Annotated in this window: 24 protein-coding genes and 1 pseudogene; 8 read left to right on the forward strand and 17 right to left on the reverse strand. The window is 69.9% G+C overall.

Translation table 11 applies throughout. The annotated features are described in order from the left end of the window. Positions 1-200 precede the first annotated feature (200 nt). The 3 genes and pseudogenes from AT699_RS14170 to AT699_RS32375 all read left to right on the forward strand — a co-directional run bounded on the left by AT699_RS14170 (position 201) and on the right by AT699_RS32375 (position 1,544). A complete protein-coding gene (locus tag AT699_RS14170) occupies positions 201-1,217 on the forward strand; it encodes a threo-3-hydroxy-L-aspartate ammonia-lyase (RefSeq protein WP_049054106.1) in 1,017 nt (338 codons plus the stop codon). Then, a pseudogene (locus AT699_RS31535) lies at positions 1,199-1,351 on the forward strand (tripartite tricarboxylate transporter substrate binding protein); the annotation flags it as partial. The gene AT699_RS14170 and the pseudogene AT699_RS31535, both read left to right, overlap by 19 nt. Positions 1,352-1,415: 64 nt before the next feature. Continuing rightward, complete coding sequence (locus tag AT699_RS32375; RefSeq protein ID WP_020927652.1) at positions 1,416-1,544, forward strand: hypothetical protein; 129 nt, start codon at positions 1,416-1,418, stop codon at positions 1,542-1,544. Here the strand turns inward: AT699_RS32375 and AT699_RS14175 are convergent. The 5 genes from AT699_RS14175 to AT699_RS14195 all read right to left on the reverse strand — a co-directional run bounded on the left by AT699_RS14175 (position 1,539) and on the right by AT699_RS14195 (position 6,095). Then, entirely contained in the window at positions 1,539-2,912 is a 1,374-nt protein-coding gene (locus AT699_RS14175; protein ID WP_024068842.1) for an SEL1-like repeat protein, read from the reverse strand. The genes AT699_RS32375 and AT699_RS14175 overlap by 6 nt on opposite strands. 192 nt (positions 2,913-3,104) lie before the next feature. Further along, complete coding sequence (locus AT699_RS14180; protein WP_024068843.1) at positions 3,105-3,731, reverse strand: DUF6985 domain-containing protein; 627 nt, start codon at positions 3,729-3,731, stop codon at positions 3,105-3,107. Between the two features lie 39 nt (positions 3,732-3,770). Then, positions 3,771-5,171: a S41 family peptidase gene (locus AT699_RS14185; RefSeq protein ID WP_024068844.1), complete on the reverse strand. Its 1,401-nt coding sequence runs from the start codon at positions 5,169-5,171 to the stop codon at positions 3,771-3,773. 70 nt (positions 5,172-5,241) lie between these two features. Beyond that, on the reverse strand, positions 5,242-5,730 hold the full coding sequence (locus AT699_RS14190) for a hypothetical protein (RefSeq protein ID WP_006384911.1): 489 nt from the start codon (positions 5,728-5,730) through the stop codon (positions 5,242-5,244). Then, on the reverse strand, positions 5,727-6,095 hold the full coding sequence (locus AT699_RS14195; RefSeq protein ID WP_024068845.1) for a Rap1a/Tai family immunity protein: 369 nt from the start codon (positions 6,093-6,095) through the stop codon (positions 5,727-5,729). Before AT699_RS14195 ends, AT699_RS14190 begins: the two co-directional genes overlap by 4 nt. A 380-nt stretch (positions 6,096-6,475) precedes the next feature. Here AT699_RS14195 and AT699_RS14200 point away from each other — a divergent pair, with 380 nt between their 5' ends. The 5 genes from AT699_RS14200 (at position 6,476) to AT699_RS14220 (ending at position 12,170) form a co-directional block, all read left to right on the forward strand. Beyond that, entirely contained in the window at positions 6,476-7,546 is a 1,071-nt protein-coding gene (locus AT699_RS14200; RefSeq protein WP_020927658.1) for a DNA-binding protein, read from the forward strand. A 72-nt stretch (positions 7,547-7,618) separates the two neighbouring features. Next, on the forward strand, positions 7,619-8,725 hold the full coding sequence (gene ydiK / locus AT699_RS14205; protein ID WP_020927659.1) for an AI-2E family transporter YdiK: 1,107 nt from the start codon (positions 7,619-7,621) through the stop codon (positions 8,723-8,725). Positions 8,726-8,918: 193 nt separating this feature from the next. After that, positions 8,919-9,644 (forward strand): RNA pseudouridine synthase, encoded by a 726-nt coding sequence (locus tag AT699_RS14210; protein ID WP_024068846.1) that lies wholly within the window; start codon positions 8,919-8,921, stop codon positions 9,642-9,644. A gap of 409 nt (positions 9,645-10,053) precedes the next feature. Continuing rightward, complete coding sequence (locus AT699_RS14215) at positions 10,054-10,992, forward strand: S66 peptidase family protein (RefSeq protein WP_058207592.1); 939 nt, start codon at positions 10,054-10,056, stop codon at positions 10,990-10,992. A 29-nt stretch (positions 10,993-11,021) separates the two neighbouring features. After that, on the forward strand, positions 11,022-12,170 hold the full coding sequence (locus AT699_RS14220) for a zinc-binding metallopeptidase family protein (protein WP_024068848.1): 1,149 nt from the start codon (positions 11,022-11,024) through the stop codon (positions 12,168-12,170). 29 nt (positions 12,171-12,199) lie between these two features. Here the strand turns inward: AT699_RS14220 and AT699_RS14225 are convergent, their stop codons facing one another. From AT699_RS14225 to AT699_RS14280, 12 genes are all read right to left on the reverse strand, one after another. After that, positions 12,200-13,054, reverse strand: coding sequence for an SAM-dependent methyltransferase (locus tag AT699_RS14225; RefSeq protein WP_006384233.1), 855 nt, complete (start codon positions 13,052-13,054; stop codon positions 12,200-12,202). A gap of 56 nt (positions 13,055-13,110) precedes the next feature. Further along, positions 13,111-14,412 carry an APC family permease gene (locus tag AT699_RS14230; protein ID WP_058207593.1) on the reverse strand — a complete coding sequence of 434 codons (1,302 nt, stop codon included), beginning with the start codon at positions 14,410-14,412 and terminating at the stop codon, positions 13,111-13,113. Between the two features lie 412 nt (positions 14,413-14,824). Next, entirely contained in the window at positions 14,825-15,475 is a 651-nt protein-coding gene (locus AT699_RS14235) for a helix-turn-helix domain-containing protein (protein ID WP_035181226.1), read from the reverse strand. Between the two features lie 78 nt (positions 15,476-15,553). Further along, positions 15,554-17,008, reverse strand: a complete 1,455-nt coding sequence (locus AT699_RS14240) for an N-acyl-D-amino-acid deacylase family protein (protein WP_020927667.1) — start codon at positions 17,006-17,008, stop codon at positions 15,554-15,556. 31 nt (positions 17,009-17,039) lie between these two features. After that, positions 17,040-18,032: an ABC transporter ATP-binding protein gene (locus AT699_RS14245; protein ID WP_006384229.1), complete on the reverse strand. Its 993-nt coding sequence runs from the start codon at positions 18,030-18,032 to the stop codon at positions 17,040-17,042. Beyond that, complete coding sequence (locus AT699_RS14250) at positions 18,029-19,042, reverse strand: ABC transporter ATP-binding protein (RefSeq protein WP_024068851.1); 1,014 nt, start codon at positions 19,040-19,042, stop codon at positions 18,029-18,031. Before AT699_RS14250 ends, AT699_RS14245 begins: the two co-directional genes overlap by 4 nt. Positions 19,043-19,052: 10 nt before the next feature. Then, the gene (locus AT699_RS14255) at positions 19,053-19,928 is read right to left on the reverse strand and encodes an ABC transporter permease (protein ID WP_024068852.1); all 876 of its coding nucleotides are present in this window, start codon (positions 19,926-19,928) and stop codon (positions 19,053-19,055) included. Between the two features lie 13 nt (positions 19,929-19,941). Next, entirely contained in the window at positions 19,942-20,877 is a 936-nt protein-coding gene (locus AT699_RS14260; RefSeq protein ID WP_024068853.1) for an ABC transporter permease, read from the reverse strand. Between the two features lie 106 nt (positions 20,878-20,983). After that, entirely contained in the window at positions 20,984-22,561 is a 1,578-nt protein-coding gene (locus tag AT699_RS14265; RefSeq protein WP_165601176.1) for an ABC transporter substrate-binding protein, read from the reverse strand. Between the two features lie 50 nt (positions 22,562-22,611). Continuing rightward, positions 22,612-24,057: a M81 family metallopeptidase gene (locus tag AT699_RS14270; protein ID WP_024068855.1), complete on the reverse strand. Its 1,446-nt coding sequence runs from the start codon at positions 24,055-24,057 to the stop codon at positions 22,612-22,614. 28 nt (positions 24,058-24,085) lie between these two features. Continuing rightward, positions 24,086-24,463 carry a RidA family protein gene (locus AT699_RS14275; protein WP_006384223.1) on the reverse strand — a complete coding sequence of 126 codons (378 nt, stop codon included), beginning with the start codon at positions 24,461-24,463 and terminating at the stop codon, positions 24,086-24,088. A gap of 11 nt (positions 24,464-24,474) precedes the next feature. Beyond that, positions 24,475-25,620 (reverse strand): NAD(P)/FAD-dependent oxidoreductase, encoded by a 1,146-nt coding sequence (locus tag AT699_RS14280; protein ID WP_006384222.1) that lies wholly within the window; start codon positions 25,618-25,620, stop codon positions 24,475-24,477. Positions 25,621-25,686 lie beyond the last annotated feature (66 nt).

The following is a 25,686-nucleotide window of genomic DNA, read 5'->3' on the forward strand; positions in this document are numbered from 1 at the left end:
CAGAAAAGCCGCAGATTGTGGGATGTCTTTCCGCTCGGGGAAACTACCGAATTTTCATAAACATAGAGTTGCGCGCGAGACGCGAGCGCGGGCCATGGCATGCCATGCCGATATGAAAAGAATGTCGTTCACGCCCCGCGCCGCGCTTGCTATGCTGTCCGGTCCGCCCGTTTTCCATTGCGCCGCCGCCCGCCACCTTCATGAGTCCCCCCTTGCTGCCCGATTTCGAGGACGTGGTCGCTGCCGCCGACCGCCTGGCCGGCCACGCCCTGCGCACGCCGGTGCTGCGCTCGGCGGCGATGGATGCATGGGTCGGTGCCGAATTGCACTTCAAGTGCGAGAACCTGCAGCGTACCGGCGCCTTCAAGTTCCGCGGCGCGTTCAATGCGCTGGCGCGCTTGGACGCCGGCCAGCGCCGCCGCGGCGCCGTCGCGTTTTCGGGCGGCAACCACGCCCAGGGCATTGCGCTGGCGGGGCGGATGCTCGACATCCCGGTCACCGTGGTGATGCCGCGCGATGCGGCTGCCTCCAAAATGGAGGCAACCCGGGCCTGCGGCGCCCGCATCGTCCTGTACGACCGCCGCGCCGACGATCGGGAAGCCATTGCGCGGCGGCTGTCGGAAAGCGACGGGCTGACCCTGGTTCCTCCTTATGACCACGCGGACGTCATTGCCGGACAAGGCACGGCCACGCTCGAATTGCTCCAGGAGACGGGTCCGCTGGACGCGCTGTTGTTGCCGCAGGGCGGTGGCGGCCTGCTGGCGGGCGCGATCCTCGCCGCTGGGCGGCTCGCGCCCCAGTGCCAGGTCTACGGCAGCGAGCCGGAGGCCGGCGATCACGGCCGCCAGTCGCTGCGGCGCGGCGCCGTGGTCCACATCGCGCCGCCGGAAACCATTGCCGACGGCGCCCGCGCCCAGCACCTGGGCGCGCTCACCTTTGCGTTGATCCGCGACGGCGCGGCCGGCATCGTGGCCGTGCCGGACCGCGCGCTGATCGAGGCCATGCGCATGTTCGCGCAGGCCATGAAGCTGGTGGTCGAGCCCACCGCTTGCCTGGGCCTTGCGGCCGCGCGCCATGGCGGCCTGCCGCTGCGAGGCAAGCGGGTCGGCGTGGTGGTAACCGGCGGCAATGTGGACCTGCCGCGCTACCTGGCGCTGCTGGGCGCGGCGGACTCGGATGGCGTGGACGCGGACCTACTGGCAACCAGATCCAGTTGACGTTCGACCATCTGCCGGGTTCCTCGCCGCAGGCGCAGGCTGGCGGCCTGCGCACCCTGGCAACCAGCGCCAAGCGCTCGCCCGTGCTGCCGGACGTGCCGACGCTGGCCGCGGCCGACGTGCCAGGTTATGACGTCTAAGTGTCGTTCGGCGTCGTGGCGCCCCCGGCCATCGCGGGGCCGCCGCGCTTGTGGGGAATTGCAGGCGCTGCCGGTCCGATCGGGGCCGGCCGCCGTCGCGCCGATACGGCAGGCGCTGGACCGCGCCGCGCCCGGCCAGGCGCGCGACGACCTGGCGGCGGCGCTGGCCCGCCTGGACGCGTCATGACGCGGGCTGGCCGTCGCTTTCGGGAGCCAGGCGTCGCATCGTGGCTTCGCTGACGCCGGTTGCGCGCAGCTCGTCGGCGAGCCGCTCGGCCCGTTCGCGCTGGCCGGGCGGCATGTGGGTCAGGAGCATGTCGCGATACTGCGTCATCTCCTCGTCCGGCGAGGCAATGGCGCTGATCAATGCGAAGGCGGCTTCCAGGTTGCGCGGCACGCCGCGTCCTTCGGCGTACATCACTCCCAGGCCGAACGTCGCCTGGCGGTGGCCTTGCGTGGCCGCCTTGCGCATCAGACGCACGGCCTGCGCATCATCCTGCGCGACGCCATCGCCGTTGGCATACATCACGGCAAGGTTGAACTGCGCTCGCGGATAGCCCTGGTCGGCTGCTTTCCCGTACCACGCCCGGGCCGACGCGAGGTCGCGCGGCACGCCGCGTCCGAAGTCGTATTGCCGCGCCAGGTTGTACTGTGCCGTATCCAGCCCTTGCTCGGCGGCCCGACGGTACCACCGCACAGCCTGCGATTCGTCCTTCGGCACGCCTCGTCCCTGCTCATACAGCGTGCCCAGCGTGTCCTGGGCCGGTGCATGGTCCTGCTCGGCGGCTTTGCGCAACCATTGCGAGGCGTGCAAATCGTCCTGGGGCACGCCCCGGCCGGACAGATAAGCGCCGCCCAGGCGGTCCTGCGCGGCGGCATTCCCCTGGTCGGCGGCGCGGCGCCACCACTGCACGGCGAGCTTATCGTCGGCGGGCACGCCACTGCCGGTGAAGTACATGGCGCCGAGATTGTTCTGCGCTTTGGGCAGCCCCTGTTCGGCGGCCTTGCGGAACCACTCGACCGCCTTGCCGACGTCGCGCGGCCCGCCCAGTCCGTCCGCGTACATGACGCCGAGGTTGTTCTGGGCCTCGGCGTGGCCCTGGGCCGCCGCCAGGGCGAACCAGCGCCTGGCCTGGGCATCGTCCCGCCGCGGGGCAGGGGCGTCGAAGAAGTGGTCGCCCAACTGATACCGGGCCTCGGCGTGGCCCTGGTCGGCGGCGCGGCGCCACCATTGCACGGCCAGGTCTTCCTGGCGCGCCACCCCCTGGCCCTGGGCGTACATCCGGCCGAGCATGGTCTGCGCTTCGGTGTTGCCCTGGACGGCGGCTTTCTCGCACCATTGCGCGGCAAGCGCGTAGTCTTGCGGCACGCCGCGACCGTTCGCATACATCACCGCCAGATTGAACTGCGCGCCGGCTTCCCCCTGGTCGGCGGCGCGGCGCAACCATGCCACCGCTTGCGCATCGTCCTTCTCGCCGCCTTGCGCATTCGCGTACATCAGGCCCAGGCCGTCTTGCGCGCCGGCCGCCAGCGGCCCGCAGCACAAGGCCAGCAACAGGAGCGCCGCGGGCCATCGCGCCGGGCGGCCCGGCTGGCGCCGCCGGATGCGTTGGCTGCTCCCGCCGGGGGGTGAACGAACCGAGGAAATCAAAACCACGTCTTGCTCCTGAATCGCGCGGATCGCCGCAAACGCGGAAGGGGTTCCACGCTTTCCGCCGCATCCGCAAGGTGGACGACAGGCCGGGCGCTATTGGCCCGTGCCCAGGGACGTCGCGTGCCGCGCCGCGATCCATGACAATGACCCGACGTCGGCGCCGCCGGTCTCGATGACGTCGGTGCCGGCCATCATCAATCCGTAGCCGTGCTCATCATCCCAGGCGCAGCGCAAGTCCAGGCCGATGTAGGGCCCGCCGTCGACGGGGTGGAACGTGATGCTGTTCAGGCGGATCAAGGTGAGCAAGGTCTGCTCGTCCCAGTGCGGCGGCAGGCGGAAGGCATCATCGTCCAGCACGATGCCATCCTGCTCGGCGCGCAGGCGCGGCAGGTCCGCCAGCATGGCATCCACCACCGCGCGGTGGAATGCGGCGTCATGGTCCAGCAACCATCGGGCCGCCGCGATCATCATCGGCGCCGGCTGCTCGCCGGCGCCATCATCGTTCTCGAAAAAGGCGATGACTTCACCGTCCTGCGCGAGCCGGTCGTGGCGGGCGTGGCCTTTCGATGCGGCAAGGGCGCTGGCGCCGCGCAATCGCGACGTCGCGGGCAGCGGCAACGCCGCCAGCCAGACGCGCCAGGCGCTGTTCGGCCCATAGAGCGTCGGCAGGCCGGGCACCGATAGCGGCACGTAGTCCGGTGGAATCTGGTCGGTATGCATCGGTTTGCTCCTTCGTTCCGGGTCGGGCATGGGCCCGCCTCAATCGGCGGTTGCGTGGGCCAGGGCGGCCCGCGCCGCCAGCAGGGCCACGTCGGCGCCGGCGGGCGCGCCCGCCACCGCGTCGCGCACCCGTTGCGCCAGGGCGCCGTTGAAATCGGCCGCGATATCGTCGCGCACCGTGATGCGCCGCTTGGCCTCGTCGAGCCGCATGTCCGGCGCCACCCCTGTCCCGTCCAGCCGGGCGCCGTTGGCGCGGTGGACACGGTGGGTGGTGACGATCAGCGCGCCCTGGCCGGCGGGCAGCGGCAGGACGGTCTGGATCGTGCCCGCGCCCAAGGTCTTCGCGCCGATCAGCAAGGCGCGGCCGTGGTCCTGCAGGGCGGCTGCCACGATTTCCGCGCCGGCGGCGGTGCGGCGATCGACAAGCACCACCATTGGCACGCCACGCGGCACGAGAGGATCGCGGGCGCGCAGCGCGCGAACGTTGTCCGGGGCGCGGCCGCGCAGGCTGCCGATCACGGACCCTTCGGGCAGCGCCAGGCCGGCGACCTGCTCGGCCGCGTCGAGCAGCCCGCCGGCGTTGCCGCGCAGGTCCAGCACCAGGCCCGCCAGCGGCGCGGCGGCGCGCGTGGCCGCCGCGTCGACGGCATCCCGCAGCTGGCCGCCGGTTCTGCTGTCGAAGGCGGAGTTGCGGATCACCGCGACCGCGCCGTCCAGTTCCCAACGCACCGTGGGCGGCGCCTGCACCGGCCCGCGCACGGGTTGCGCCATGATCGCGCCAGCCGTGCCCGGCCGCCGCAGCGTGAGCATGGGACGGGTGCCGGGCGCGCCGCGCAGCAGGGCAACGGCTGCGGGCAGCGGCAGGCCCGCGGTGGCGCGGCCGTCCACGCGGGTCAGGATATCGCCGGCCTGGATGCCGGCTTGTTCACCGGGGCCGCCAGGCAGGGGCCGCACGACGGTCAGGGCGCCGTCCCGGATCGACAGTTCGAGGCCCACCGATGCAGGCGGCGGCGCCAGTTCGGCGCGGGAGGCGACGCGGCTATAGGGGTCAAGGCCGGTCATCATGCCGCGCAGGGCCGCATCCAGGGCCGCCTCGCGCGGCGCGCCGTCGCCAAAGCGCAGGATCTCGCCGGCCAGGATGCGGGTCTGGGGGGTAATGCCCTCGGCCTGCCTGCCGGCCAGGATGGCCTGTTCAATCCCGGCCTGGCGTGACGGAGCGGCCGTCTCGGGCAGCGCGCCGAGCGCGCGCAGGCCGCGCACGGTCAGGGCGCCCGAATCGAGCGGATCGACATACTGGTTCACCACCTGGGTCATGGCGGCCGCGAGCGTGGTTTCGATCTCCTGGCGTTCGAGGGCCGCGGCGGGCGTAGCTTGCGCGACGGCGCCCGCCAGCAGCAGGGCGCGCAGTGACCGCCTCAGCGGGAAGCTGCGCCCGTTCAACGTTCACCGCCTTGTCGCGGACCCCGCCGCGCACGGCGGGATGGCAGCGGCCGGGGCGGGCGAGGACGGATCAAGCCCGGTCTCCTGGCGACGACGGGGATGACCGAAGGGAGGGCGCAGTCCTGTCGGGCCGGGCGATGCACCAGAAGCTGGCGCCCACCAGGGCGCCCAGGACGGCGGCGGACAAGGGCACCCCGGGGCGCGACACGACGGTGTCGGCCAGCATGTACAGGGCCAAGCGCAGGTCGCCAGGGCCGAACAGCGAGGCGATGAGAAGCGCGGCGCACCAGCCGGCCAGGCCGATGGCGGTGAAGGCCAGCACGTAGGGCGCCAGCGTGACGCGGCCGCGCCGCCGCAGCACGCGATGCGCCGGCAGGCCCAGCACGGCCATGGCGATGGCGCCGGCCAGCAGGCCCAGCAGCGTGGCCATGAGGGTCCAGTCCGGCTGCCCGCCGGCGCCGATGAAGCCGGGCTCGCGCCAGAAGAGCCGCGCTTGCAGGCCCAGGAACAGGGCGGTCCAGAACGGCCCGGCCAGAAAGGCAAAGAGAAGTCTCGTCATCCTGGGCAGGCAAACGACTGCCGCAGCGCCTCGCTCACGAGCGGACCGGCATTTCCGCCGAGACGGCTGGCGGGCAGTGTGGACAGGTAGCTGTACACCCTGTCCTTCAGTTCATGCGGCAGGACGCCGCCGCGGGTGCACCAGGCCGTGCCTTGCGTCAGGTCGGCGATCCCGAGCACATAGGCTTGCGCATAGGAGGAAGAGAACTGGCGGCCAAGCGATGCGTCGCGAATCTCGGAGGGCATCCGGCCTTCCAGGGCCGCGACCAGCTCGGCGCCGGTGAAGTGCCAGGTCCGGGTTGCCTGCGCCTGGCAGGTGGCGAAGGCGGAGGCGGACAACATGATGATCAACGCCAGGCGTTTCATTGGCAGCTTCACCCTTCGGCCCGACTGGCGGCCCTGAGATCGTGTGCATTCGGTTGTCGATGGATGCGTGGGATCTTAGCACCCGTGGCCGGGCAGGCCATACCGGCTCTCGGCACACAGACAGGGTGGATGTAGAGCGCGGCCGCCATCTCCGGCGTCCGGATGCTTGCGGCCGGCATGCCGGATATCCGCCTCAAGCTCGCCTCGCGAGCGGAAATTCCGGCGATTTTCGCGCTTGATACCCTCAGATCAAGGGGGGCGCTGGCGTTTAGTTATATTTCATACATATGTTGTATGATATATAACGAATAAGGAAAATTACTCACGATAAGATTCCATTATCGTGAGTAAATCATCGATATCTGCCCAGGAAACCCGCCATGGCCACCGGAATCACCGAACAGGACGTCTGGCGCGCCGCCGATGCCTTGCTGCTGGAAGGGGCGCGCCCCACCATCGAGCGCGTGCGCCAGAAGATCGGCCGCGGCTCGCCCAATACGGTCAGCCCGCACCTGGAAACCTGGTTCCGCGCATTGGGCGCCCGGATCCAGGACCCGGGCGCTTTCGCCGCGCCGACGCCGGTGCCGCAGCCCATCGCCCAAGCCGCCGCGCACTTCTGGGAGGCCGCCCTGTCGGCGGCCAGGGCCGACCTTGCCGGCGCCAATCGCGAACGCGAAGACGCGCAACGGGCGGAAGACCAGCGCCTGGCCGACCTGGCCGCGCAATTGGCCCGGCGCGAGGCGTTGCTGGCCAGCCGCGAGCGCGACCTGGAAGAAGCCCTGAAAGTCGCGACCGGGCAGTTGGCGGCAACGGAAGCGCGCCTGCGCACGGCCGAAAGCCAGCTGCGCCAGCGTGACGAGGCGCTGGCCCACGGCCAGCAGCAGCTTGCCGATGCGCGCGCCGCCTTGCTGGCCCAGGTAGCCGATGCCGAACGCGGCCGCCAGGAGCAGGCCGAGGCGCTGGCGGCCGCCCATGCGCGCCACACGGCGCATGAACGCCGCTGGCTCAACGATCTGGACGCCGAGCGCGGCAATGCCAAGCGCCTGCAGGCGCGCCTGGAAGACCTGCTGGCGGCCCGCCAACAGCAGGCCGAGCAGTCGCGCCAGGCCCTGGCGCAAGCGGCCGAGCGCCTGCATGCGGCCGAGGCCGAGGCCGCCGAGCGCCTGCGTGTGGCCGAATCCGAGGCCGCCGCGCAACTGCGCGCGGCGCAGGCCGAGGCCCAGGCGGAGCAGGGCCGGCGGCTGGCCGAGCTGGCCACGGTGCGGGAAGCGCTGCAGGCATCGCGCCGCCGCGAGCAGGAGCTGGCCCAACGCCTGGCGGCCGCCGAAGCGCAGCAGGCCGAATTGATGGCGCAACAGAAAGCCCGCGACGCGCAGCTGCTGGAACTCACGCGCCACCTGATTTCCGCCCCCGCCGCGCCGCCGCCAGCGTCTGGCGGCGGCGCCGCCTGAGGCCGCGCCGCGCCGCGCCCGCCGAAGTTCGGATAAATTCATACACGGCCAATCCGCCGCCTGGAGTCCAGCTTGAACCCGAACCCACGTCCGTCCGCGGATCTTGCCCGCAACCTGCTCGTCGTCGTCATCCTCTCGGCGCTGATGATCGGCAGCCTGTATGTGCTCAAGCCGTTCCTGTTCGGCTTGATCTGGGCCACCACCATCGTGGTGGCGACCTGGCCGGTGATGCTGGCGGTGCAACGGCGCTGCGGCGGCCGCCGCTGGCTTGCCACCGTGGCCATGCTGATCGTGCTGCTGGTGGTGATCGTGCTGCCGCTGTACCAGGCCATCTCGACGCTGGCCCTGCATGGCGGGGCCATCATGACCGCGATCAAGGGCCTGCCTGACTATGCGCTGATGGCGCCACCGGGCTGGGTGCGCGGCATTCCGCTGGGCGGCGAGCGCATCGCGCATGAATGGCAGGCGCTGGCCGACGCCGGCGCCGGCGGCCTGCTGGCGCGGCTGGAGCCGTACATCACCATGGCGGCCAAGTGGCTGCTGAGCAATGCGGCCATCGTCGGCGTGTTCGTGATGCACATGCTGATCACCATCGTCATTGCCGGCATTCTCTACAGCCAGGGCGACGTGGCGGCGGATTTCATGCAGCGCTTCGCCAACCGGCTGGCAGGGCACCGTGGCGTGGCGGCGATCCGCCTGGCGGGCCTGTCGATCCGCGCGGTGGCGCTGGGCATCGTGGTGACGGCCGTGGTGCAGTCGGCGCTGGGCGGCCTGGGCCTGTGGATCGCCGGCGTGCCGGCGGCAGGCATCATCACGGCCTTGATGCTGATGCTGTGCCTGGCGCAACTGGGGCCTTTCCTGCCCCTGCTTGGCGGCGTGATCTGGCTGTTCCAGAACGACATGAAAGTGGCGGCGGTCCTGCTGCTGGTATGGGCGGTGCTGGTCACCATGCTCGACAACCTGCTGCGGCCGCTGCTGATCAAGCGCGGCGTGAACCTGTCGATGCTGCTGATCCTGGCCGGGGTGCTGGGCGGCATGTTCGCCTTCGGCATTGTCGGCCTGTTCATCGGCCCGGTGATCCTGGCGGTGACCTCCACACTGCTCAAGGCCTGGGTCGACGAAGTGCCGCCGCCGGCCGCCGACGCGTCGCTGGCGGCTCGCCCGTCCGTCGAGCCCTGAGCCGCGCAAACTGTCCCGCACGGGCCGCCGTGGGAAAACCGCGTAACATCCGCGCCAGGCCCCATGCCTGCGCCGAGAGCGCCGCGCGGGGCCGGTCTGTTCCCGCCTTTCACGCTGTATTCGAGATGACGATATTTCCGCCGATTTCCCGATCCATCCATTTCCCGGTCCTCCTTTCTTGCGCGGGCCGGCCATGAGCGACAGCGTCCGCCTGGCCAAGCGGCTGGCCGCCGAGCAATCCTGTTCCCGTGGCGACGCCGAACGCTACATCGAGGGCGGCTGGGTCGCCGTGGACGGCAAGGTCGTCGAGGAACCCGGTTTCCGCGTCAGCCCTGGCCAGGTTGTCGTCCTGCTGCCGGGCGCGCGGCTGGAAGAGATGCGGCCGGTGAGCATACTGGTGCACAAGCCGGCGGGCCTGTCGGCGTCGGACCCGGCGCATTCGGCGCTGGGCCTGGTCGTGCCCGAAAACCTGATGCCGGGCGACCGTTCGGGCCAGCGCTATCTCAAGCGCATGTTCAACGGCCTCAAGCTGGTCACGCCGCTGGAGCGCGCGGCCAGCGGGCTGGTGGTGTACACGCAGGAATACGCGGTCGCGCGCAAGCTGGTGGAAGAGGGGCGCCACGTCGAGCAGGAATACATTGCGCAGGTGCGCGGCACGCTGGATGCGGCCGGGCTGGCGCGACTGCAGCGCGGCCTGGCCTATGAGGGCCGCCCGGCCACGCCGATGAAGGTCAGCTGGCAGAACGAAACCCACCTGCGCTTCGCGCTCAAGACGCCAGCCCTGGGTTTCATTGAATACGCCTGCGACATGGCGGGGCTGGAACTGCAGGCCCTGCGCCGTATCCGCATCGGTCGACTGCCGATGGCCGGGCTGGCGGTGGGGCAATGGCGTTATCGGCTGGAATACGAGCGCTTCTGACAACTTAAAGTGATTTCTGGAATAACTTAAAGTGTTTTCTCGAATAACTTAAAGTGAATTCTAGGATGAGGCGCTGCGGATTCAGCGTCGGGACGCCTGAGCCAGCGAGTTGCAGGTGGCCGCAAGGTCCAGGCTTTTTCTCATGTAAATTATAGACAATTCCAATAAGTAATTGATAAATAAAACAATATAAAACGAACAAGGATCCAATATGGCGATACGGCCTCGCGAGTCTCAAGTCCCGATCGATCCCGCGCGACGCGGCCTGCTAAGGGTCGCGGGCGCCCTGGGATTGTCCAGCCTGGCGCTGGCGGGTTGCGCGAGTCGGGTGACGCCTTCGGGAGCCGGCCCGGCCGCGACCACGCGTGACACGGCGGCAAGCGGTGCCGCGCCCGGCCGCGACACGGCCGTGTCCGCCTTGCGGCCGGGCGGCCGGGTGGCGATCGTGGCGCCCGCGTCGGCGGCCGACGGGGCGGCCCTGGACGCAGCCGAATGGCTGCAGGCGCGCGGCTACGAGCCCCGCATCATGCCCGCCGCGCTCACGCGCAGCGATGCGCCATACGACTACCTGGCCGGCGATGACAATGCGCGCCTGAACGACCTGCACTCGGCGTTCGCCGATCCCGCGATCGACGCGATCTGGTGCCTGCAGGGCGGCTTCGGCTCATGGCGGCTGGCCGACAGGCTCGACTTCGACCTGCTGCGTCGGCATCCCAAGCCCTTCATCGGATACAGCGACATCACGGCGCTGCATCTGGCAATGCAGCGCCACGCCGGCTTCGTCACTTTCCACGGTCCGATGCTGGCGCAGGACCTGCTGGCCGGCAAGGAGGAACCCACCGCCAGCCACGTGCTGGCCATGGTGGGCGGGCAGATCGGGCAGGGCGCCTGGATCGACGCGCCGCCCGCATCCAATCCGGTGGTCCTGGCGCCGGGCGTGGCCAGCGGCCGGCTGGTGGGCGGCAACCTGGCGCTGATCGCCGCCATGATCGGCTCGCGCCATGAGATCGCCACGCGCGACGCCATCCTGTTCATCGAGGACGTCAACGAGGCGCTGCCCCGCATCGACCGCCTGCTGTGGCAGTTGCGTTCGGCGGGCAAGTTCGACCATATCAAGGGCGTGCTGGCGGGCAATTTCACCCGGCTGGGCCTGCCGATGGGCGACGCGCCGGGCCAAAGCCAGTTGTTTCCGCTGCTGCTGGAACAGTTCGGCGGGCGCGGCATACCGGTGCTGGCGGCCTGGCCCAGCGGCCACGGCGATCCCAACCTGACGCTGCCGCTTGGCGCGAAGGTGACGCTGGACACCCAGCGCCGCGGACTGCGGCTCGATCAGGCGGTGGCGCGGTAAGCGCGCCGCCCCGTGCCGGAGCCCCACGCATGAATGATTTTTTCCAGGCCCTGGGCCGCCAATTGAAATCCCCGCATCGCTCGCGCGCCAGCGAGCGCCATGCCCGCGCCAAGGCATTCCGCTGCGTCTGCGGCCAGCAGGTCTTTTTCAACAACAGCGAATGCCTGAACTGCCACCGGCAACTCGGCTTCGACCCAAAGCGCGGCCACGTCCTGGCGCTGGACCCCGGCAAGGCCGGGGGCCTATGGATCGAAGCCGGGCGCGCGCGCGGCCGGACCTTCAGGCGCTGCGCCAATTACGCCTCGGCCGCGGCCTGCAACTGGCTGCTGCCGGCCGCGGCCAGCGGGTCGCTCTGCCTGGCCTGTGGCCTGAACCGCACCATTCCCGATTTATCCGTCGCGGAAAACGGTCCGTTATGGGGCAAGGTGGAAGCCGCCAAGCGCCAGCTGGTCGCCCAGCTCCTGACGCTGGGCCTGCCTATCCGGCGCTCGCAGGCGGCGGGCGACGGCGGCCTGGCGTTCGATCTGCTGGCCCCGGCGGCGGACGGCGCGCCGCTGCTGACCGGGCACAACCGCGGGCTGATCACGCTGAACATCCGCGAGGCCGACGATGCCTACCGTGACCGGGTGCGCGAGGCGATGCATGAGCCTTACCGCACGCTGCTGGGGCACTTCCGCCACGAGATCGGCCATTTCTACTGGGACCAGCTGGTGGCCGGCGGCCCCTGGCTGGCGCCGTTTCGCGCCGTGTTCGGCGATGAGCGCGCCGACTATGCGCAGGCGCTGCGGCGCAATTACGAGCAAGGTCCGCCGGCCGACTGGGCGGGGCGTTTCATCAGTACCTATGCGTCCTGCCACCCGTGGGAAGACTGGGCCGAGACCTGGGCCCACTATCTGCACATGATGGACACGCTGGACACCGCCATCAGCTTCGGCGTCACCCGCGTGGCCGTGCAACAGGCCGTTGAGCCTTTCACCCGGGTATCGCTGTACGATCCGGACGATCCCGAAGGGCAGGGCTTTCTCGACCTGGTCAACGCCTGGGTGGCGCTGACCGGGGCGCTCAACGAGCTGTCGCGCAGCATGGGGCAGCGTGATTTCTATCCGTTCGTGCTGCCGGCCGCGGTGGTCGGCAAGCTGCAATTCGTGCACCGGGTGATCCGGGCCGCGGCGCGCTAGCGCCCGCGGAGCCCGGCGCCGCCGCGGCGCTAGATCCGCCGCGCCGACCATTGCCCCTTGCCCGCGGCGTTGCCGCTGATGGCGTTGCCGTCCACTTCGCCGGTGTAGCGCACGCCATCGACGGAGAACGATATCCTGCGCCCGTCCATGCGCGCATCCGTGATCTCGCTGCCGCCCAGTTTGCCCGTCAGCATCTGGTAGCGCTGCTCCAGCAGCAACCGGCGGCCGTCCAGGTCCCACTGGCCGCCGACCTTGGCCGGCACGATCCACAGCAGCGCGTTGCAGTAGGTCTGGCAGGCCTCGGTAACCGTTTCGGAGGCGTCCGGCTCCCAATCGCCCATGCGGAAGGTGTTGGACACGATGCGGGTGCCGGGCGCCAGTTCCAGCAGCCGCGGCCGCAGTTTTTCATTGATGGTCGACAGCAGGAACATGGTGATCACGTCCGCCTGCGACAGGTCGGTCTCGAACAGGTCCGCCACCTCGAAGGTGGCGCGGTCGGCCACGCCCGCCTTGGCCGCGTTGCTGCGCGACAGGGTCACCAGGTCGGGGTTGTATTCGATGCCCTTGGCCCGCAGGCCGCGTTGGGCGGCGGTGATGACGGTGCGGCCATCGCCCGAGCCCAGGTCCATCAACCGGTCCCGCGGCGTGACCCGGGCCATGTCGAGCATCTTGTCGACCAGGGCCTGCGGGGTCGGCACCCAGATGACGTCCTTGCCGTCCTGGCCCACGTCGGGCACGTAGGCGTCGGTCTTGGCGGGGGGCTCCGCGGTTGCGCTGGCGGCGCGCGCCTCGGCCAGCAGCGAAATGGAGAAGGCCAGGGCCAGCGCCGACCCCAGGGCGGCCCAGCGGCGGGCGAACGGAACGGACGATAGGGCAGCTTGCATGATGAAGACTCCTTGGGCGGACGGAAAAAAGGGCGTGGCGGCAAGGGCCCCGGCGGTCAACCTGGCGGCTCGGCCGGCGACGCCCCGGCGGGCTTGAGCAGGCGCAGCACCGGGACGCCGACCGCCAGCACCGCCAGCCCGATCAGGGCGCCGGCGCCGGCATAGACGGCGCTGGAATAGACCAGCCCGGCGCAGGCCAGCGCCAGCAACGCCGGGGTCAGGGGATACAGCGGCACCCGGAACGGCCGCGGACGCGCCGGATCGAGCTGGCGCAGGCGCCACACGGAGGCCGCCACCAGCAGCATGAACAGCCAGAACACCGGCGCGGTGTAGGCGACCATGGCCTGCACGCCGTTGTGGCTGAAGGCGCCCACCCCCAGCAAGGCCAGCGTGATCGCGCCCTGGGCCAGCAAGGCGCTGACCGGCGCCTCGTTGCGCGCGCTCCACCCGGCCAGTGCCCGCAGGCGCGGCAGGTCGCGCCCCAGCGCGTAGTAGACGCGCGCGCCGGTGATGATGGTGCCGTTGATGGTGCTCAGCGCGGTGGCGCAGATCACCAGGCTGAGCAGGGCGGCGGCGTAGGGGCCGGCCGCCAGCTGCATCACGGCCGCGCCCAGCGCCGGCGTGTCGCGCAGGCCCTGCAGCCCGAACAGTTCCAGCAGCGCCAGGTTGGTCAGCAGGTAGGCGCCGGTGACCACCGCGGTGCCGATCAGCAGCACCCGCGCCATGTTGCGTCCGGGGTTGCGCAGTTCGCCGCTGAGATAGGCGGCCTCGTTCCAGCCGCCGTAGGTCAGCAACACGAACACAATGCCCATGCCCATCAGGCCGGCCACATTGCCTTCCAGCGCCGTTGGCGCCGGCGCCAGCGGCGTCGAGGTGAACAGGGCGGCGGTCAGCACCGCCGCCAGCGCCGCCAATGTCAGGATCGTGAACAGCCATTGCAGCCGCTTCGAGTGGCGCGTGCCGGCCACGTTCAGCGCGGTCAGGCCGATCACCGACAGCGCCGCGTGCGTGGTGGCGCCGTGTTCGCCCAGCGGCAGCAGTTGCTGCGCATAGTCCCCGTAGATGAAGGCCACCACCGCGATCGCGCCGGTCTGGATCACGGTGCAGCGGGCCCAGGCGAACAGCAGGCCCACGCGCGGCCCCCAGGCGCGCGACAGATAAAGGTATTCGCCGCCGGCACCGGGATAGGCCGCGCCCAGCTCGGCGTAGCACAGCGCGCCCACCAGCATCACCAGGCCGCCGGCGCACCAGTACGCCAGGTACATCGCCTCGGACGCCGCGTGCTGCGCCACCAGGGGCGGAAAGCCGAAGATGCCGATGCCGATCACCACGCCGACCAGCACCACCGTGGCGTCCATCACCGACAGGCCCGGCGGGCCGGACGCGGCGGTGGCCGCGCCGCCTCGCTCGCCGGCGGCACCGGGGTGGGCGCGCAACGGACGGCGCGGCAAAGACGGCATGGCATTCTCCCGGCAGGTTGCCGCCGCGCACGATGCGCGGGGGCTCGGACTCACGGCTGGAGGGCGTCAGGCGATACGGCCCGTTGGCCAGGGCGTCATCCGGCCTGGCGGGGCGGCACGGCCTGTTTCCAGGCCCGCCGTCCTGACAAGTAGCTGAATAATGAGTGACCCCGGGCGGGGAAAGAAAGTTTCTACGGGATTTCCCGTAGCGGTGAATGGCGATGCGCGTGCCTCCGGCCGCGGCGGGCCGGCGGCACGCGCACAAGGCGCCAGGCGGGCGCTGCCCGCGGCAGGAAGGAGGCGGGCGGCCTCAGGGCTTGCGCGGCGCGGGCTTGAGGCGCGAGGGCACTTCGTCCAGGTCGCTGCACACGGCCAGCACCTCGGCCGGTTTCTTGCTCAGCGACAGGTAGACATGGCCGATGCCGCTGTCGAAATAGGCGGATTCCAGCCGGTTCAGCACCACGCTGTCGCCGTTCTCGAACTGGATGCGCACCTTGCCCGACAGCACCAGCGCGAACTCCTGCCCGGGATGGCGGATGTAGTCCTCGAACTCGACGACCTCGCGCGCGTCGATCAGGGCCAGCATGGGCATCATCTTCTTGCCCGGGTATTCGCCCATCAGCAGCCGGTAGTGATAGTTCTCGGTGGCGTAGTCGCGCGCGTCGCTGAGCTTGTTCTTGACGTAGGTGGGAGCCACCTCGGCCTGGGCCGCGTCGCCCAGCATGAACATGCGCGTCATGTCGATGCCCAGCGCCCGCGCCAGCGCGGCGAACTTCTCGTAGCTCAGGGCGATCTGGCCCAGCTCGGCCTTGGACAGGGTCGAGACCGCGATGCCGCTGGCCTGCGACAGGTCTTGCAGGGTCATTTTCCGGGCCTTGCGCTCGGCGCGCAGGCGCGCGCCCATCACTTCCTTGCCCACGATGTCGGGTGGGGCCGTATTGCGAGCGGAGGGAGGGGCCATGTAGCGGTTTGCGTCCAGGGTTGGGAGGGGGCGGCACGCCGCCCCGTTCACGCCGGATTGTAAGGGCTGGCGCCGGGCTCAGGCGGCCGTGCGTGCGAGCACGCGGCCGGCATGCTGGCCGGTGAACGCCTGCTCTTGCCAGACCGGCGCGCCGTTGACGTACACGGAATGGATGCCGGCGGCGCGCTCGGTGGGGCGTTCGAAGGTGGCGGTATCGGCCACCGTGGCCGGGTCGAACACCACCAGGTCGGCGAAGTACCCGGCCTGCAGCTGGCCGCGCCCGGCCAGGCCGAAGCGCGCGGCGGTCAGGCCCGTCATCTTCCATACCGCCGTCTCCAGCGGGAACAGGCCCAGGTCGCGCGCATAGTGCCCCAGCACCCGCGGGAAGGTGCCCCACAGGCGCGGATGCGGGCGCTCGTCGTGCGGCAGGCCGTCGGAGCCGATCATGGTCGGGCCGAACGCCAGGATGCGCTGCACGTCGGGTTCGTCCATCATGAAGTAGATGGCGCCGGCCGGCTGCAGCTCGGGCACCACGTCGTACTTGGATTTGCCGCGCTCGGCCGCGACTTCATCCAGGTCGCGCCCGCTCAGTTCGGGGAAGGGCTTGCACCAGGTGATGATGGTGCGTCCGGCCAGCAGCACGCGGTCCTGCTTGAGCATGGTGGAGCCGGCTACGTAGGGATACGCGTCCAGCGAGACGTCCTGGCGCGCCATGGCGGCCTCGATCAGCGGCAGCGTCTCGCGCGAGCGGCCGAAATTGGGCTGGCCCATGACCTTGTGGTGCGAGATCACCACCGGCACGTCCAGCTCGCGGCCGATGCGGAAGGTTTCCTCCAGCGCGGCCACGATGTGCTCGCCTTCGTCGCGCATGTGGGTGGCGTAGATGCCGCCATGCGCGCTCAGCGGCCGGCACACCTCGATGATCTCTTCGGTGGTGGCGCGGGCGGCGGGCGGGTAGAAGGCGCCGGTCGAAATGCCGATGGCGCCGCTGGCCATGGCTTCCTCGGCCAGGTCCCGCATGGCCGCGATTTCCTCGTCGGTGGCGGCGCGCTGCAAGTCCGGCATGACCGCGGCGCGCAGCGTTGAATGGCCCACCATGCAGGCGGCGTTGACGGCCGCCGGCGTGGCCCGCAACGCGTCCAGGTAGTCGGCGAAGCGCTCGAAACGGTACGAGCCGCCTTCGTCCAGCAGGTCCAGGGGGGCGGGCGGGTTGGCGTGCGCCAGCGGCGCCAGGCTGATGCCGCAATTGCCCGTGACCACCGTGGTGACACCCTGCGAGATCTTGGGCGTCATGTCGCGGCGCCTGAGCAGGTAGTTGTCGTCGTGGGTGTGCGAGTCGATGAAGCCGGGCGCGACCACCAGGCCCGACACGTCGACCCGGGTGTGCGCGGCGGCGTCCGACAGATCGCCGATGGCGGCGATGCGGTCGCCGCGCACGCCCAGGTCGGCGCGCCGTCCCGGGGTGTTGCTGCCGTCGATGAGGGTGCCGCCCACGAGCAGCAGGTCGAAGGGCTGGGAATCGGATTGGGACATGGAAATCTCCGGCGGGGCGATCAAGTGGCGATCAAGTGGCGAAATGGCAGGCGACCAGCTGGCCGGAGCCGACCGGGCGGGCGATGGGGGTTTCCTGGGCGCAGCGCGCCTGGGCCAGCGGACAACGGGTGCGGAAGGCACAGCCGGACGGCGGCGCCAGCGGACTGGGAATCTCGCCCTTGAGCACCGCCACGGGGGCGCGTTCGCCCCGGCGGGCCGAGGGCACCGCGGCCAGCAGGGCGCGGGTATACGGATGCGACGGACGGTTGAACACCGCATCGCGGCTGCCGCTCTCGACGATCCGCCCCAGGTACATCACCGCCACCTGGTGGCTGATGTGCCGCACCACGCTCAGGTCATGCGAGATGAACACGTAAGTCAGCCCGAGGTCGCGCTGCAGGTCCATCAGCAGGTTGATGACCTGCGCCTGCACCGACACGTCCAGCGCCGACACCGGCTCGTCGCAGACGATCAGGCCCGGTTCCGGCGCCAGGGCGCGGGCGATGACGATGCGCTGGCGCTGGCCGCCGGAGAACTCGTGCGGGTAGCGGTCGGCGGCGTCCGGGCGCAGGCTGACGCGGGCCAGCAACTGCGCCACCCGTTCGCGGATGGCCTCGCGGCCGTAGCCGAAGTTGCGCAGCGGCTCGCCGATGATGTCGCGCACCCGCATGCGCGGGTTCATCGACGAGAACGGATCCTGGAAGATGAATTGCATGCGCCGCCGCATGGCGCGCAACTGGCCGCTGTTCATCGCGGCCAGGTCGGCGCCTTCGAGCAGGATGCGGCCCGCGGTGGGATCGGTCAGGCGGATCAGGCACTTGCCGGTCGTGGACTTGCCGCAACCGGACTCGCCCACCAGGCTCAGGGTCTGGCCGCGCGCCACCGAAAGGGACACGCCGTCCACGGCGCGCAGCACCTTGCCGCCCTCCAGCGGGAAGTGCTTCTTCAGGTCGGTCACCTGCAGCATGGGCGCGGCGGAGGCCGCCGCGACGGCGGATGGGAAGGGGGCGTCGTGCAGGTTCATCGCGGGTCTTGCTCCATCTTGGCGGCCGGCGCGGGCTGGCGCGCCCAGCACCAGACACGGTGGCGGTCGCCGCTGGCGACTTCCGGCGGCGCCTCCTCGGCGCAGCGCGGCAGGGCCTCGGGACAGCGCGCCGCGAAGGCGCAGCCGCGCGATTCGGGCGTCACCACCGGCACAATGCCGGGCAGCTCGGCCAGGCGGGCGCCGTGGTCCTGGCCATCGACGAAGTCGGGCAGCGAGCGGATCAGCGCCTGGGTATAAGGATGGGCGGCACGGTCCAGCACGTCGTCGACGCTGCCTTCCTCGACCTTGCGGCCCGCGTACATGACGATGACGCGCTGGCACATCTGCGCCACCACGCCCAGGTCGTGGGTGATCAGCACGATCGCCGTGCCCAGCCGCGCCTGGATGTCGCGCAGCAGGTGCAGGATCTGCGCCTGGATGGTCACGTCCAGCGCGGTGGTCGGCTCGTCGGCGATCAGCACCTTGGGCTGGCAGGCCAGGGCCATGGCGATCATGGCGCGCTGGCGCATGCCGCCGGACAACTGGTAGGGGTATTCGTGCACGCGCCGCGCCGGGTCGGAGATCTGCACCAGTTCCAAGAGCGCCTCGGCCTGCTTCATGGCCTCGCGCCGCGACAGGCCCTGGTGCAGCATCAGCGGCTCGCTGATCTGGCGGCCGATCGTGAAGACCGGATTGAGCGAGGTCATGGGCTCCTGGAAGATCATCGACAGCTGGTTGCCGCGCACCGCCCGCATGGTTTTCTCGGGCAGGGCCAGCAGGTCGCGGCCGTCGAATTCGACGCGGCCGCGCGCCACGCGCCCGGGCGCGCGCAGCAACCGCATGATGGACAGCGACGTAACGCTCTTGCCGCAGCCGGATTCGCCCACCAGGCCAAGCGTCTCGCCCGGCATCAGGTCGAACGACAGGCCGTCCACGGCCAGCACCGTGGTGTCATCGCCCTCGAAACAGGTGGTCAGGTCATTCACTTGCAGGACAGGTTGGGATGGCATGCGCGCGCTCCTACAGCTTTTTCGCCAGGCGCGGATCGAGCATGTCGCGCAGCCCGTCGCCCACCAGGTTGACGGCCAGCACGGCCACGCCCAGGAACAGGCCCGGGTAGAGGATGATGTGGAACGCCACCGCGACGAAGTTGCGGCCTTCGGCCATGATGTTGCCCCAGCTGGGAATCTGCGGCGGGATACCCACGCCCAGGAAGCTCAGCACGGCCTCGGTCAGGATGGCCGAGGCGGCGATGAAGGTGGCCTGCACCATCAGCGGCGCGAACAGGTTGGGCAGGATGTGGCGCAGCAGGATGGCCGGCACGCGGGTGCCGGCGGCCACGGCGGCCTCGATGTAAGGCTGTTCGCGGATGGTCAGCACCAGGGCCCGCACCAGCCGCACCACGCGCGGCACTTCCGGCACCACGATGGCCACGATCACGGTGGCCAGGCCGCCCTTGAGCGTGGCCATCAGCGCAATCGCCAGCAGCACGCCGGGGATCGCCATCAGGCCGTCCATGATGCGCATGATCACGGCGTCCAGGCGCCGGAAATAGCCGGCCAGCATGCCCAGCAGCACGCCGCCCGCGGTCGACACCAGCGCGACCACGACGCCGACCAGCAGCGACACCTGCGCGCCCCACAGGGTGCGCGCGTACACGTCGCGGCCCAGCGCGTCGGTGCCGAAGAAGTGTTCGGCAGACGGTGGCTTCATGCGCGCCAGCGGGTTGATGTCTTGCGGATCGATCGAGGTCAGCCAGGGCGCGGCCACGGCGATCACGGCCAGGGCCAGCAGGATCGCGGCGCCGACGTACAGCATGGGATGGCGCCGCAGCGAACGGACGGCGCGCCGCCAGCGCGGGCGCGCCGCGGCCAGGGGCAGGGTGGTAGTGGTCATGGATCGCCCCTTTTCAATAGCGGATACGCGGGTCGAACAGGCGGTAGCTCAGGTCGACCAGCAGGTTGATCAGCACGTAGATGCCCGAGGCCACCAGCAGCACACCCTGGATCACGGGGTAGTCGTGGCGCAGCACGGCGTCGATGGTCAGCCGCCCCAGGCCGGGAATGGCGAACACGGTTTCGGTGACCACCACGCCGCCGATCAGCAGCGCCACGCCCACGCCGATGGTGGTGACGATGGGATTGGCGGCGTTCTTGAGCGCGTGCCAGACGATCGGCCCGGCCGCCAGGCCCTTGGCTCGGGCGGTGCGGATGTAGTCTTCCGACAGCGCCTCCAGCATGGTGGCGCGGGTCATGCGGGTCAGCAGGGCCATGTACACCAGGCCCAGCGACAGACAGGGCAGCACCAGGTGTCGCAGATAAGGCACCAGCCCGTCCGCCAGCGGCTTGTAGCCCTGCACCGGCAGCCAGCCCAGCTTGATGGAAAAGCCGTAGACCAGGCTGTAGCCGATCAGGAACACCGGCACCGAGAACGCGCAGACCGCGCCGATCATCACCAGCCGGTCCAGCCATTTGCCGGCGTTCCAGGCCGCCAGCACGCCCAGGGGTATCGCCGCCAGCACGGCGAACAGCATGGTGAAGGCGGCGATCGACAGGGTCGGCCCCATGCGCTGGCCGATCAGTTGCGCCACGGGCATCTGGGTGGCGATGGATGTGCCCAGGTCGCCGGTGGCCAGGTGCCCGACCCAGATGCCGAACTGCGTCAGCAGCGGCTTGTCCAGGCCCAGGTTCTGGCGGATCTTTTCCACGTCCTCGGTGGTGGCGTTGTCGCCCGCGATCACCGCCGCCGGATCGCCCGGCGACAGGTGGATCAGCAGGAACACCACGACCGCGACCACGGCCATGACGGGTATGACGGCCGCGATGCGGCGCAGGATGGTTTTCACGCTGGGTTTCCCCCCGGCCTGGCGCGGCGCGCGCGGAGCGCTTGGCGGCGGCCTGATTGTCCGGGAGCGGGGCGCGCTTGCATATCACGCGCGGCCCCGCGCCGCATCATGGTTTTTCGACGTTCCACATGACCGGAATGCCGGTCTTCATCAGCTCGGTGTGCGTCAGCCCGCGGATGGCCGACACCGGCTTGAATTCGCCCCACATCACGTATGGCACCGACTCGTAGGCGCGCGCCTGCAGCTTCGCGGCGATCTCCTTGCGCTTGGCCGCATCGGACTCCTGGATCCACTGCGTGCGCAGCGCGTCCAGTTCCTTGTCGCAGGGCCAGCCGGGCAGGCTGTTGCCGCAGGCGGCCGACAGCCATGGATTGGTGACCGGCGTGCTGGCATCGTAGTACCCGCCCCAGGTCAGGAACAGGTTCCAGCCCCCCTGGTCGGGCGGGTCCTTCTTCAGGCGGCGCGCCGCCAGCGAGGCCCAGTCCATGGTCTGCAGGTCGACCTTGAGGCCGGCCTTCTTCATGTTCTGGGTCAGCACCATGACGGCGGGCGCGCTGATGTGGTCGGTGGGGTAGAGCACCACGATCTTCTCGCCTTTGTAGCCGGCCTCCTGCAACAGCTGCCTGGCGCGCGCCAGGTCGGGCTTGGCGTAGGGCGCCGCGCCCGCGTCGCTGGCCAGCGGCGAGCCACAGATGTACAGCGTGGCGCAATAGTCGACCCGGTACTTCTCGGGGTAGCCGATGGCCGACAGCATTTCCTTCTGGTTCACCAGGTAGTACAGCGCCTGGCGCGCCTGCGGCTTGTCGAACGGCGGATGCAGCGCGTTGACGATGGCCATGCCCTGCGTGGCCACCGAGGTGCTCAGCTTGATGTCCGGGTTGCTTTCCAGCACCGGCAGGAAGTCCGGCGTGGTCTGCTCGATCATGTCGACTTCGCCGTTCATCAGCGCCGCCGTGGCGGTGTTGCCGTCGGGAATGTAGATCCACTCGACCCGGTCGACCTTGGCGACCTTGCCGCCGGCCAGGCCGTCGGCCGGTTCGTTGCGCGGCACGTACGCCGGGTTCTTCACGTACACGACCTTGTTGCCGGGCACCCATTCATCGCGCTTGAACAGGAACGGACCGGAGCCGACCATTTCCGTCACGGGCGTGTTGGCGTCGGTCTGCGCCAGCCGCTTGGGCATGATGAAGGGAGGCATGCCGGACGGCTTGGCCAGCGCGTCCAGCACCAGGCCGAAGGGCTGCTTGAGCGTCAGCGAAAAGCTGTCGGGACCGGTCGCGGCCAGTTCCGCGCCCGCCGCCATCAGGGCCTGGCCCAGCGTGTCCTTCTTGGCCCAGCGTTGCAGCGACGCAATGCAGTCCTCGGCCGTGACCGGCGTGCCGTCGTTGAATTTCAGCCCCGGACGCAGCTTGAAGGTCCAGGCCTTGCCGTCGGGCGAGGCGGTCCAGCTTTCGACCATCTGCGGCTTGGGCTGGCCGTGGCTGTCCTGCGCGAACAGGGTGTCGAACACCATGTAGCCGTGGTTGCGCGTGATGTAGGCGGTGTTGAACAGCGGGTCCAGCGTCTTCAGGTCGGCGTGCGGCACCATCCGCAGCGTCTTGCCTTGCGCCTGGGCCGGCTGGCCCGCGGCCAGGCCGAGGGCCAGCAGCGTGGCGGCGCCCAGCAGGCTGAATCGTTTCATCATGGTCATCCCCTTGTTTTCTCCGGTTGCCTGCGTGGGCAATGGGTTGGATATCAGCCCTTGAAGGGCCATTTCGGCAGCTTGCGCTTGGTGAAAGGCAGCGCGTTGTAGTCTTGCGTGATCGCCCCGGGCGTCTCGACATAGATGACGTTGCGGCCGAGCTTCGAGTACGAGGCGTAGAAATGCTGCGACGACTTCGGAATGACCAGCTTCATCGCGCCCAGGTCCACGCCGAACTGCGTGAACAGGTCGGTATCCATGGCCTGGGTGCGGTTGGTGGTCATGACGATGGTCACCCCCTGGCTGCGCACCACGGCCACATCGCCCAGCAGCGCGGGCGTGCCGGCCAGGCCGGTCATGACGGCGTCGCGCTTGAGCGCGACGATCTCACAGGCCAGGTCCAGCGGCTGGCCCGACACCGGCGCCACCTTGCCGCCGATGCGCAGCTTGATCTGCGCGCCTTCGCCGGCCTCGAAACAGAGCTGCACCGCCACCGGATCCCAGAACGGGCCGGTCGCCACGTCCTGGATGCCGCGCGCCAGCACGCGCTCCAGGATGAAGGTGGCATCGCTGGGCGCGCCGCCGCCGGCGTTGTCGGCCGAGTCGGCCAGCACCACCGGGAAGTCGGCCAGCGCCAGCGCCTGGTCCAGGGCTTCGTCGGCGCCGGGATAGGGCGGCGCCAGCTGGTCGCGAAAGCCGATGATCTCTTCGCCCAGCGCGCGCGCCAGCCGTTCGGCCTGGCCGGCGTCGCCATCGGTGTAGACCAGCACCTTGGAACCCATGTCGGGCGTGTCGCCCCACGGGAAGCCGTGGGCGATCGATACCGACAGCACGCCTTCCTTGCCTTCCATCGCCAGCAGGCGGTCGACGAAGCCGCGCATCGGCTCGCGGCTGGTGTGCATGATGGAGATCATCTCGCAGTCGAAGACCGCGCGCGTCGGCTTGATGCGGCCCGCGGCGCGCGCCACGCACAGGTCGACCAGGTCGTAGGCGCGGTCCAGGATGTCGGTGTGCGGATATTCCTTGAAGCACACCAGGAAGTCGGCGCTGTTCACCATGGCGTCGGTCAGGTGGCAGTGCGGATCCAGTTCGGCGCCGATCACCGTGTCGGGGCCGACGATCTCGCGCGCCCGCCGCAGCAGGTCGCCTTCGCAGTCGTCATAGCCGTCAGCCACCATGGCGCCGTGCAGGCCGAACAGCGCGATGTCGACCTTGCCGGCGCGCCGCAGGTCGTCGAGCAATTCGTCTCGCAAGGTCTCGTAGGCGTGGCGCGTGGTCAGGCCGGCCGGCGTCGCGCCCGCCGTCATGCCCTCGATCAGCGTCCAGTCCTTGCCCTGGGCGCGCTGGCGCGCGGCCCACAGCGGGCCGGAGAACATCTGCATGCGGTCCGGGTGCTGGCCGGCCGGGTAGTAGCCGCGCGCCCGATAGGCCGACAGGCCGGTCGGGATGGGGGAAAAGGTATTGGTCTCGGTCGCCAGGGACCCGGAAAAAATCTTCATGCGCTCGCTCCGTTCTGGATGGTTGCCTTCAGTCGTTTCCGATATACGCCTGCACTTCGATCTCCACGTCGACGTTCAGGGCCAGGGCCGACGCCACCGTCGAACGCACCGGCAGCGCCGCGCCGAAGAACTCCTTGTAGACCTCGTTGAAACCCGCGAAGTGGCCCATGTCCGACAGCCACACCGTGGCCTTGACCACCTGGTCCAGGCGCGCGCCGCCGGCCGCCAGGCTTTCGACGATGCGCTCGCAGGCCGCGCGGGTCTGGGTCTGGATGTCGCCGCGCACCACCTCGCCGGCGGCGCTCATCGGCACCTGGCCCGAAAGGAACAGGAAGCCGCCGGCCTTCACGGCCCGCGAAAACGGGAACGGCAGGCTGCTGGGCAGGCGCTGGATGGCTTGGCTCATGGAACGGGCTCCTATCGGGAAGGGGAGAAACGGGCCGGCGACAGGCGCGCGGGGTCGACGCCCTGCGCGGTCAGGCTGGCGCTCAACGGCAGGTCGAGCAACAGGTCGGCCGCCAGCTGCGAAACGCCGGCGGCGGACTGGATGCCGTAGCCGCCCTGCGCCGCCAGCCAGAAGAAGGCGGGGCTGGCGCTGTCCCAGCCGATCACGAAATCGCCATCGGCCACGAACGAGCGCAATCCAGCCCAGGTGTGGCGCGGACGGCGGATGGTCAGCGAGGTGGCCGCTTCGATGCGGTAGATGCCGGTGGCCACGTCCAGTTCCTCGGGCACCACGTCATGCGCCGGGACCGGGTCGGCATTGGCGGGCGAGCCGAGCAGTTGGCCTGCGTCGGGTTTGAAATAGAAGCTCTCGTCCACGCCCACCACGGCGGGCCAGTGCGCGAAATCGACGTCGTCCGGCCCGGTGAAGGTGAAGGCGGTGCGGCGGCACGGTTGCAGGCCCACGGGCCGCACGCCGCACAGTTCGGCGGTGTGGTCGGCCCAGGCGCCGGCGGCGTTCACCAGCACGCGCGCCCGCAGCGACTCGCCGCCGGCCAGCGTCAGGGTCCAGGCGCCGTCCTCGAACGTGGCGGTAACGAGTTCGGCGTTGTTGCGCAGCGCCGCGCCCTGGCGCGTCATGCCGCGTAGGAAGCCCTGGTGCAGCGCATGCACGTCGATGTCGCGCGCATCCGGCTCCTCGATCGCGCCGCAAAGTTGGTCGGGCCGCAGGCAGGGCACCCGCGCCAGCGCCTGTTCGGCGTCGATCAGCGTGACGTTGGGCGACTGGCTGCGGAAATCGTCATAGACCTCGCGCAGCAGGTCCTGCTGGCCCGGCGCGGCGATGTACAGCACGCCGCGCGGGCTCAGCAGGGGATGCTCGCAGAAGCCTTGCGGCGGATGTTCGTAGAAATCGCGGCTGGCGCGGGTCAGCGCCTTGATCTGGGCGGTGCCGTAGGTCTCCATGAACATGGCGGCCGAGCGGCCGGTGGAGTGGTAGCCGGGCTGGGCTTCGCGCTCCAGCACCACGACGGAGGCGGACGCGCTCAGGCGGTAGGCCACGGATGCGCCGGCGATGCCGGCGCCGATGACGGCGTAATCGTATAGGGGGTCTGCGGCCATTTTGTCGGAAGCGAGAATTCTCTTATTTGATAATTCTCGAATACGATAGTTGTTTGGCATGGGGCG

Source organism: Achromobacter xylosoxidans, from assembly GCF_001457475.1.
GTDB classification, from domain to species: Bacteria; Pseudomonadota; Gammaproteobacteria; order Burkholderiales; family Burkholderiaceae_B; genus Achromobacter; species Achromobacter xylosoxidans.

Coding starts and splice junctions, on each gene's coding strand:
- AT699_RS14170 (WP_049054106.1), top strand. CDS start 201: ATGAGTCCCCCCTTGCTGCCCGATTTCGAGGACGTGGTCGCTGCCGCC.
- AT699_RS14180 (WP_024068843.1), bottom strand. CDS start 3,731: ATGCATACCGACCAGATTCCACCGGACTACGTGCCGCTATCGGTGCCC.
- AT699_RS14190 (WP_006384911.1), bottom strand. CDS start 5,730: ATGACGAGACTTCTCTTTGCCTTTCTGGCCGGGCCGTTCTGGACCGCC.
- AT699_RS14195 (WP_024068845.1), bottom strand. CDS start 6,095: ATGAAACGCCTGGCGTTGATCATCATGTTGTCCGCCTCCGCCTTCGCC.
- AT699_RS14200 (WP_020927658.1), top strand. CDS start 6,476: ATGGCCACCGGAATCACCGAACAGGACGTCTGGCGCGCCGCCGATGCC.
- AT699_RS14210 (WP_024068846.1), top strand. CDS start 8,919: ATGAGCGACAGCGTCCGCCTGGCCAAGCGGCTGGCCGCCGAGCAATCC.
- AT699_RS14220 (WP_024068848.1), top strand. CDS start 11,022: ATGAATGATTTTTTCCAGGCCCTGGGCCGCCAATTGAAATCCCCGCAT.
- AT699_RS14225 (WP_006384233.1), bottom strand. CDS start 13,054: ATGCAAGCTGCCCTATCGTCCGTTCCGTTCGCCCGCCGCTGGGCCGCC.
- AT699_RS14230 (WP_058207593.1), bottom strand. CDS start 14,412: ATGGACGCCACGGTGGTGCTGGTCGGCGTGGTGATCGGCATCGGCATC.
- AT699_RS14235 (WP_035181226.1), bottom strand. CDS start 15,475: ATGGCCCCTCCCTCCGCTCGCAATACGGCCCCACCCGACATCGTGGGC.
- AT699_RS14240 (WP_020927667.1), bottom strand. CDS start 17,008: ATGTCCCAATCCGATTCCCAGCCCTTCGACCTGCTGCTCGTGGGCGGC.
- AT699_RS14245 (WP_006384229.1), bottom strand. CDS start 18,032: ATGAACCTGCACGACGCCCCCTTCCCATCCGCCGTCGCGGCGGCCTCC.
- AT699_RS14250 (WP_024068851.1), bottom strand. CDS start 19,042: ATGCCATCCCAACCTGTCCTGCAAGTGAATGACCTGACCACCTGTTTC.
- AT699_RS14255 (WP_024068852.1), bottom strand. CDS start 19,928: ATGACCACTACCACCCTGCCCCTGGCCGCGGCGCGCCCGCGCTGGCGG.
- AT699_RS14265 (WP_165601176.1), bottom strand. CDS start 22,561: ATGATGAAACGATTCAGCCTGCTGGGCGCCGCCACGCTGCTGGCCCTC.
- AT699_RS14270 (WP_024068855.1), bottom strand. CDS start 24,057: ATGAAGATTTTTTCCGGGTCCCTGGCGACCGAGACCAATACCTTTTCC.
- AT699_RS14275 (WP_006384223.1), bottom strand. CDS start 24,463: ATGAGCCAAGCCATCCAGCGCCTGCCCAGCAGCCTGCCGTTCCCGTTT.
- AT699_RS14280 (WP_006384222.1), bottom strand. CDS start 25,620: ATGGCCGCAGACCCCCTATACGATTACGCCGTCATCGGCGCCGGCATC.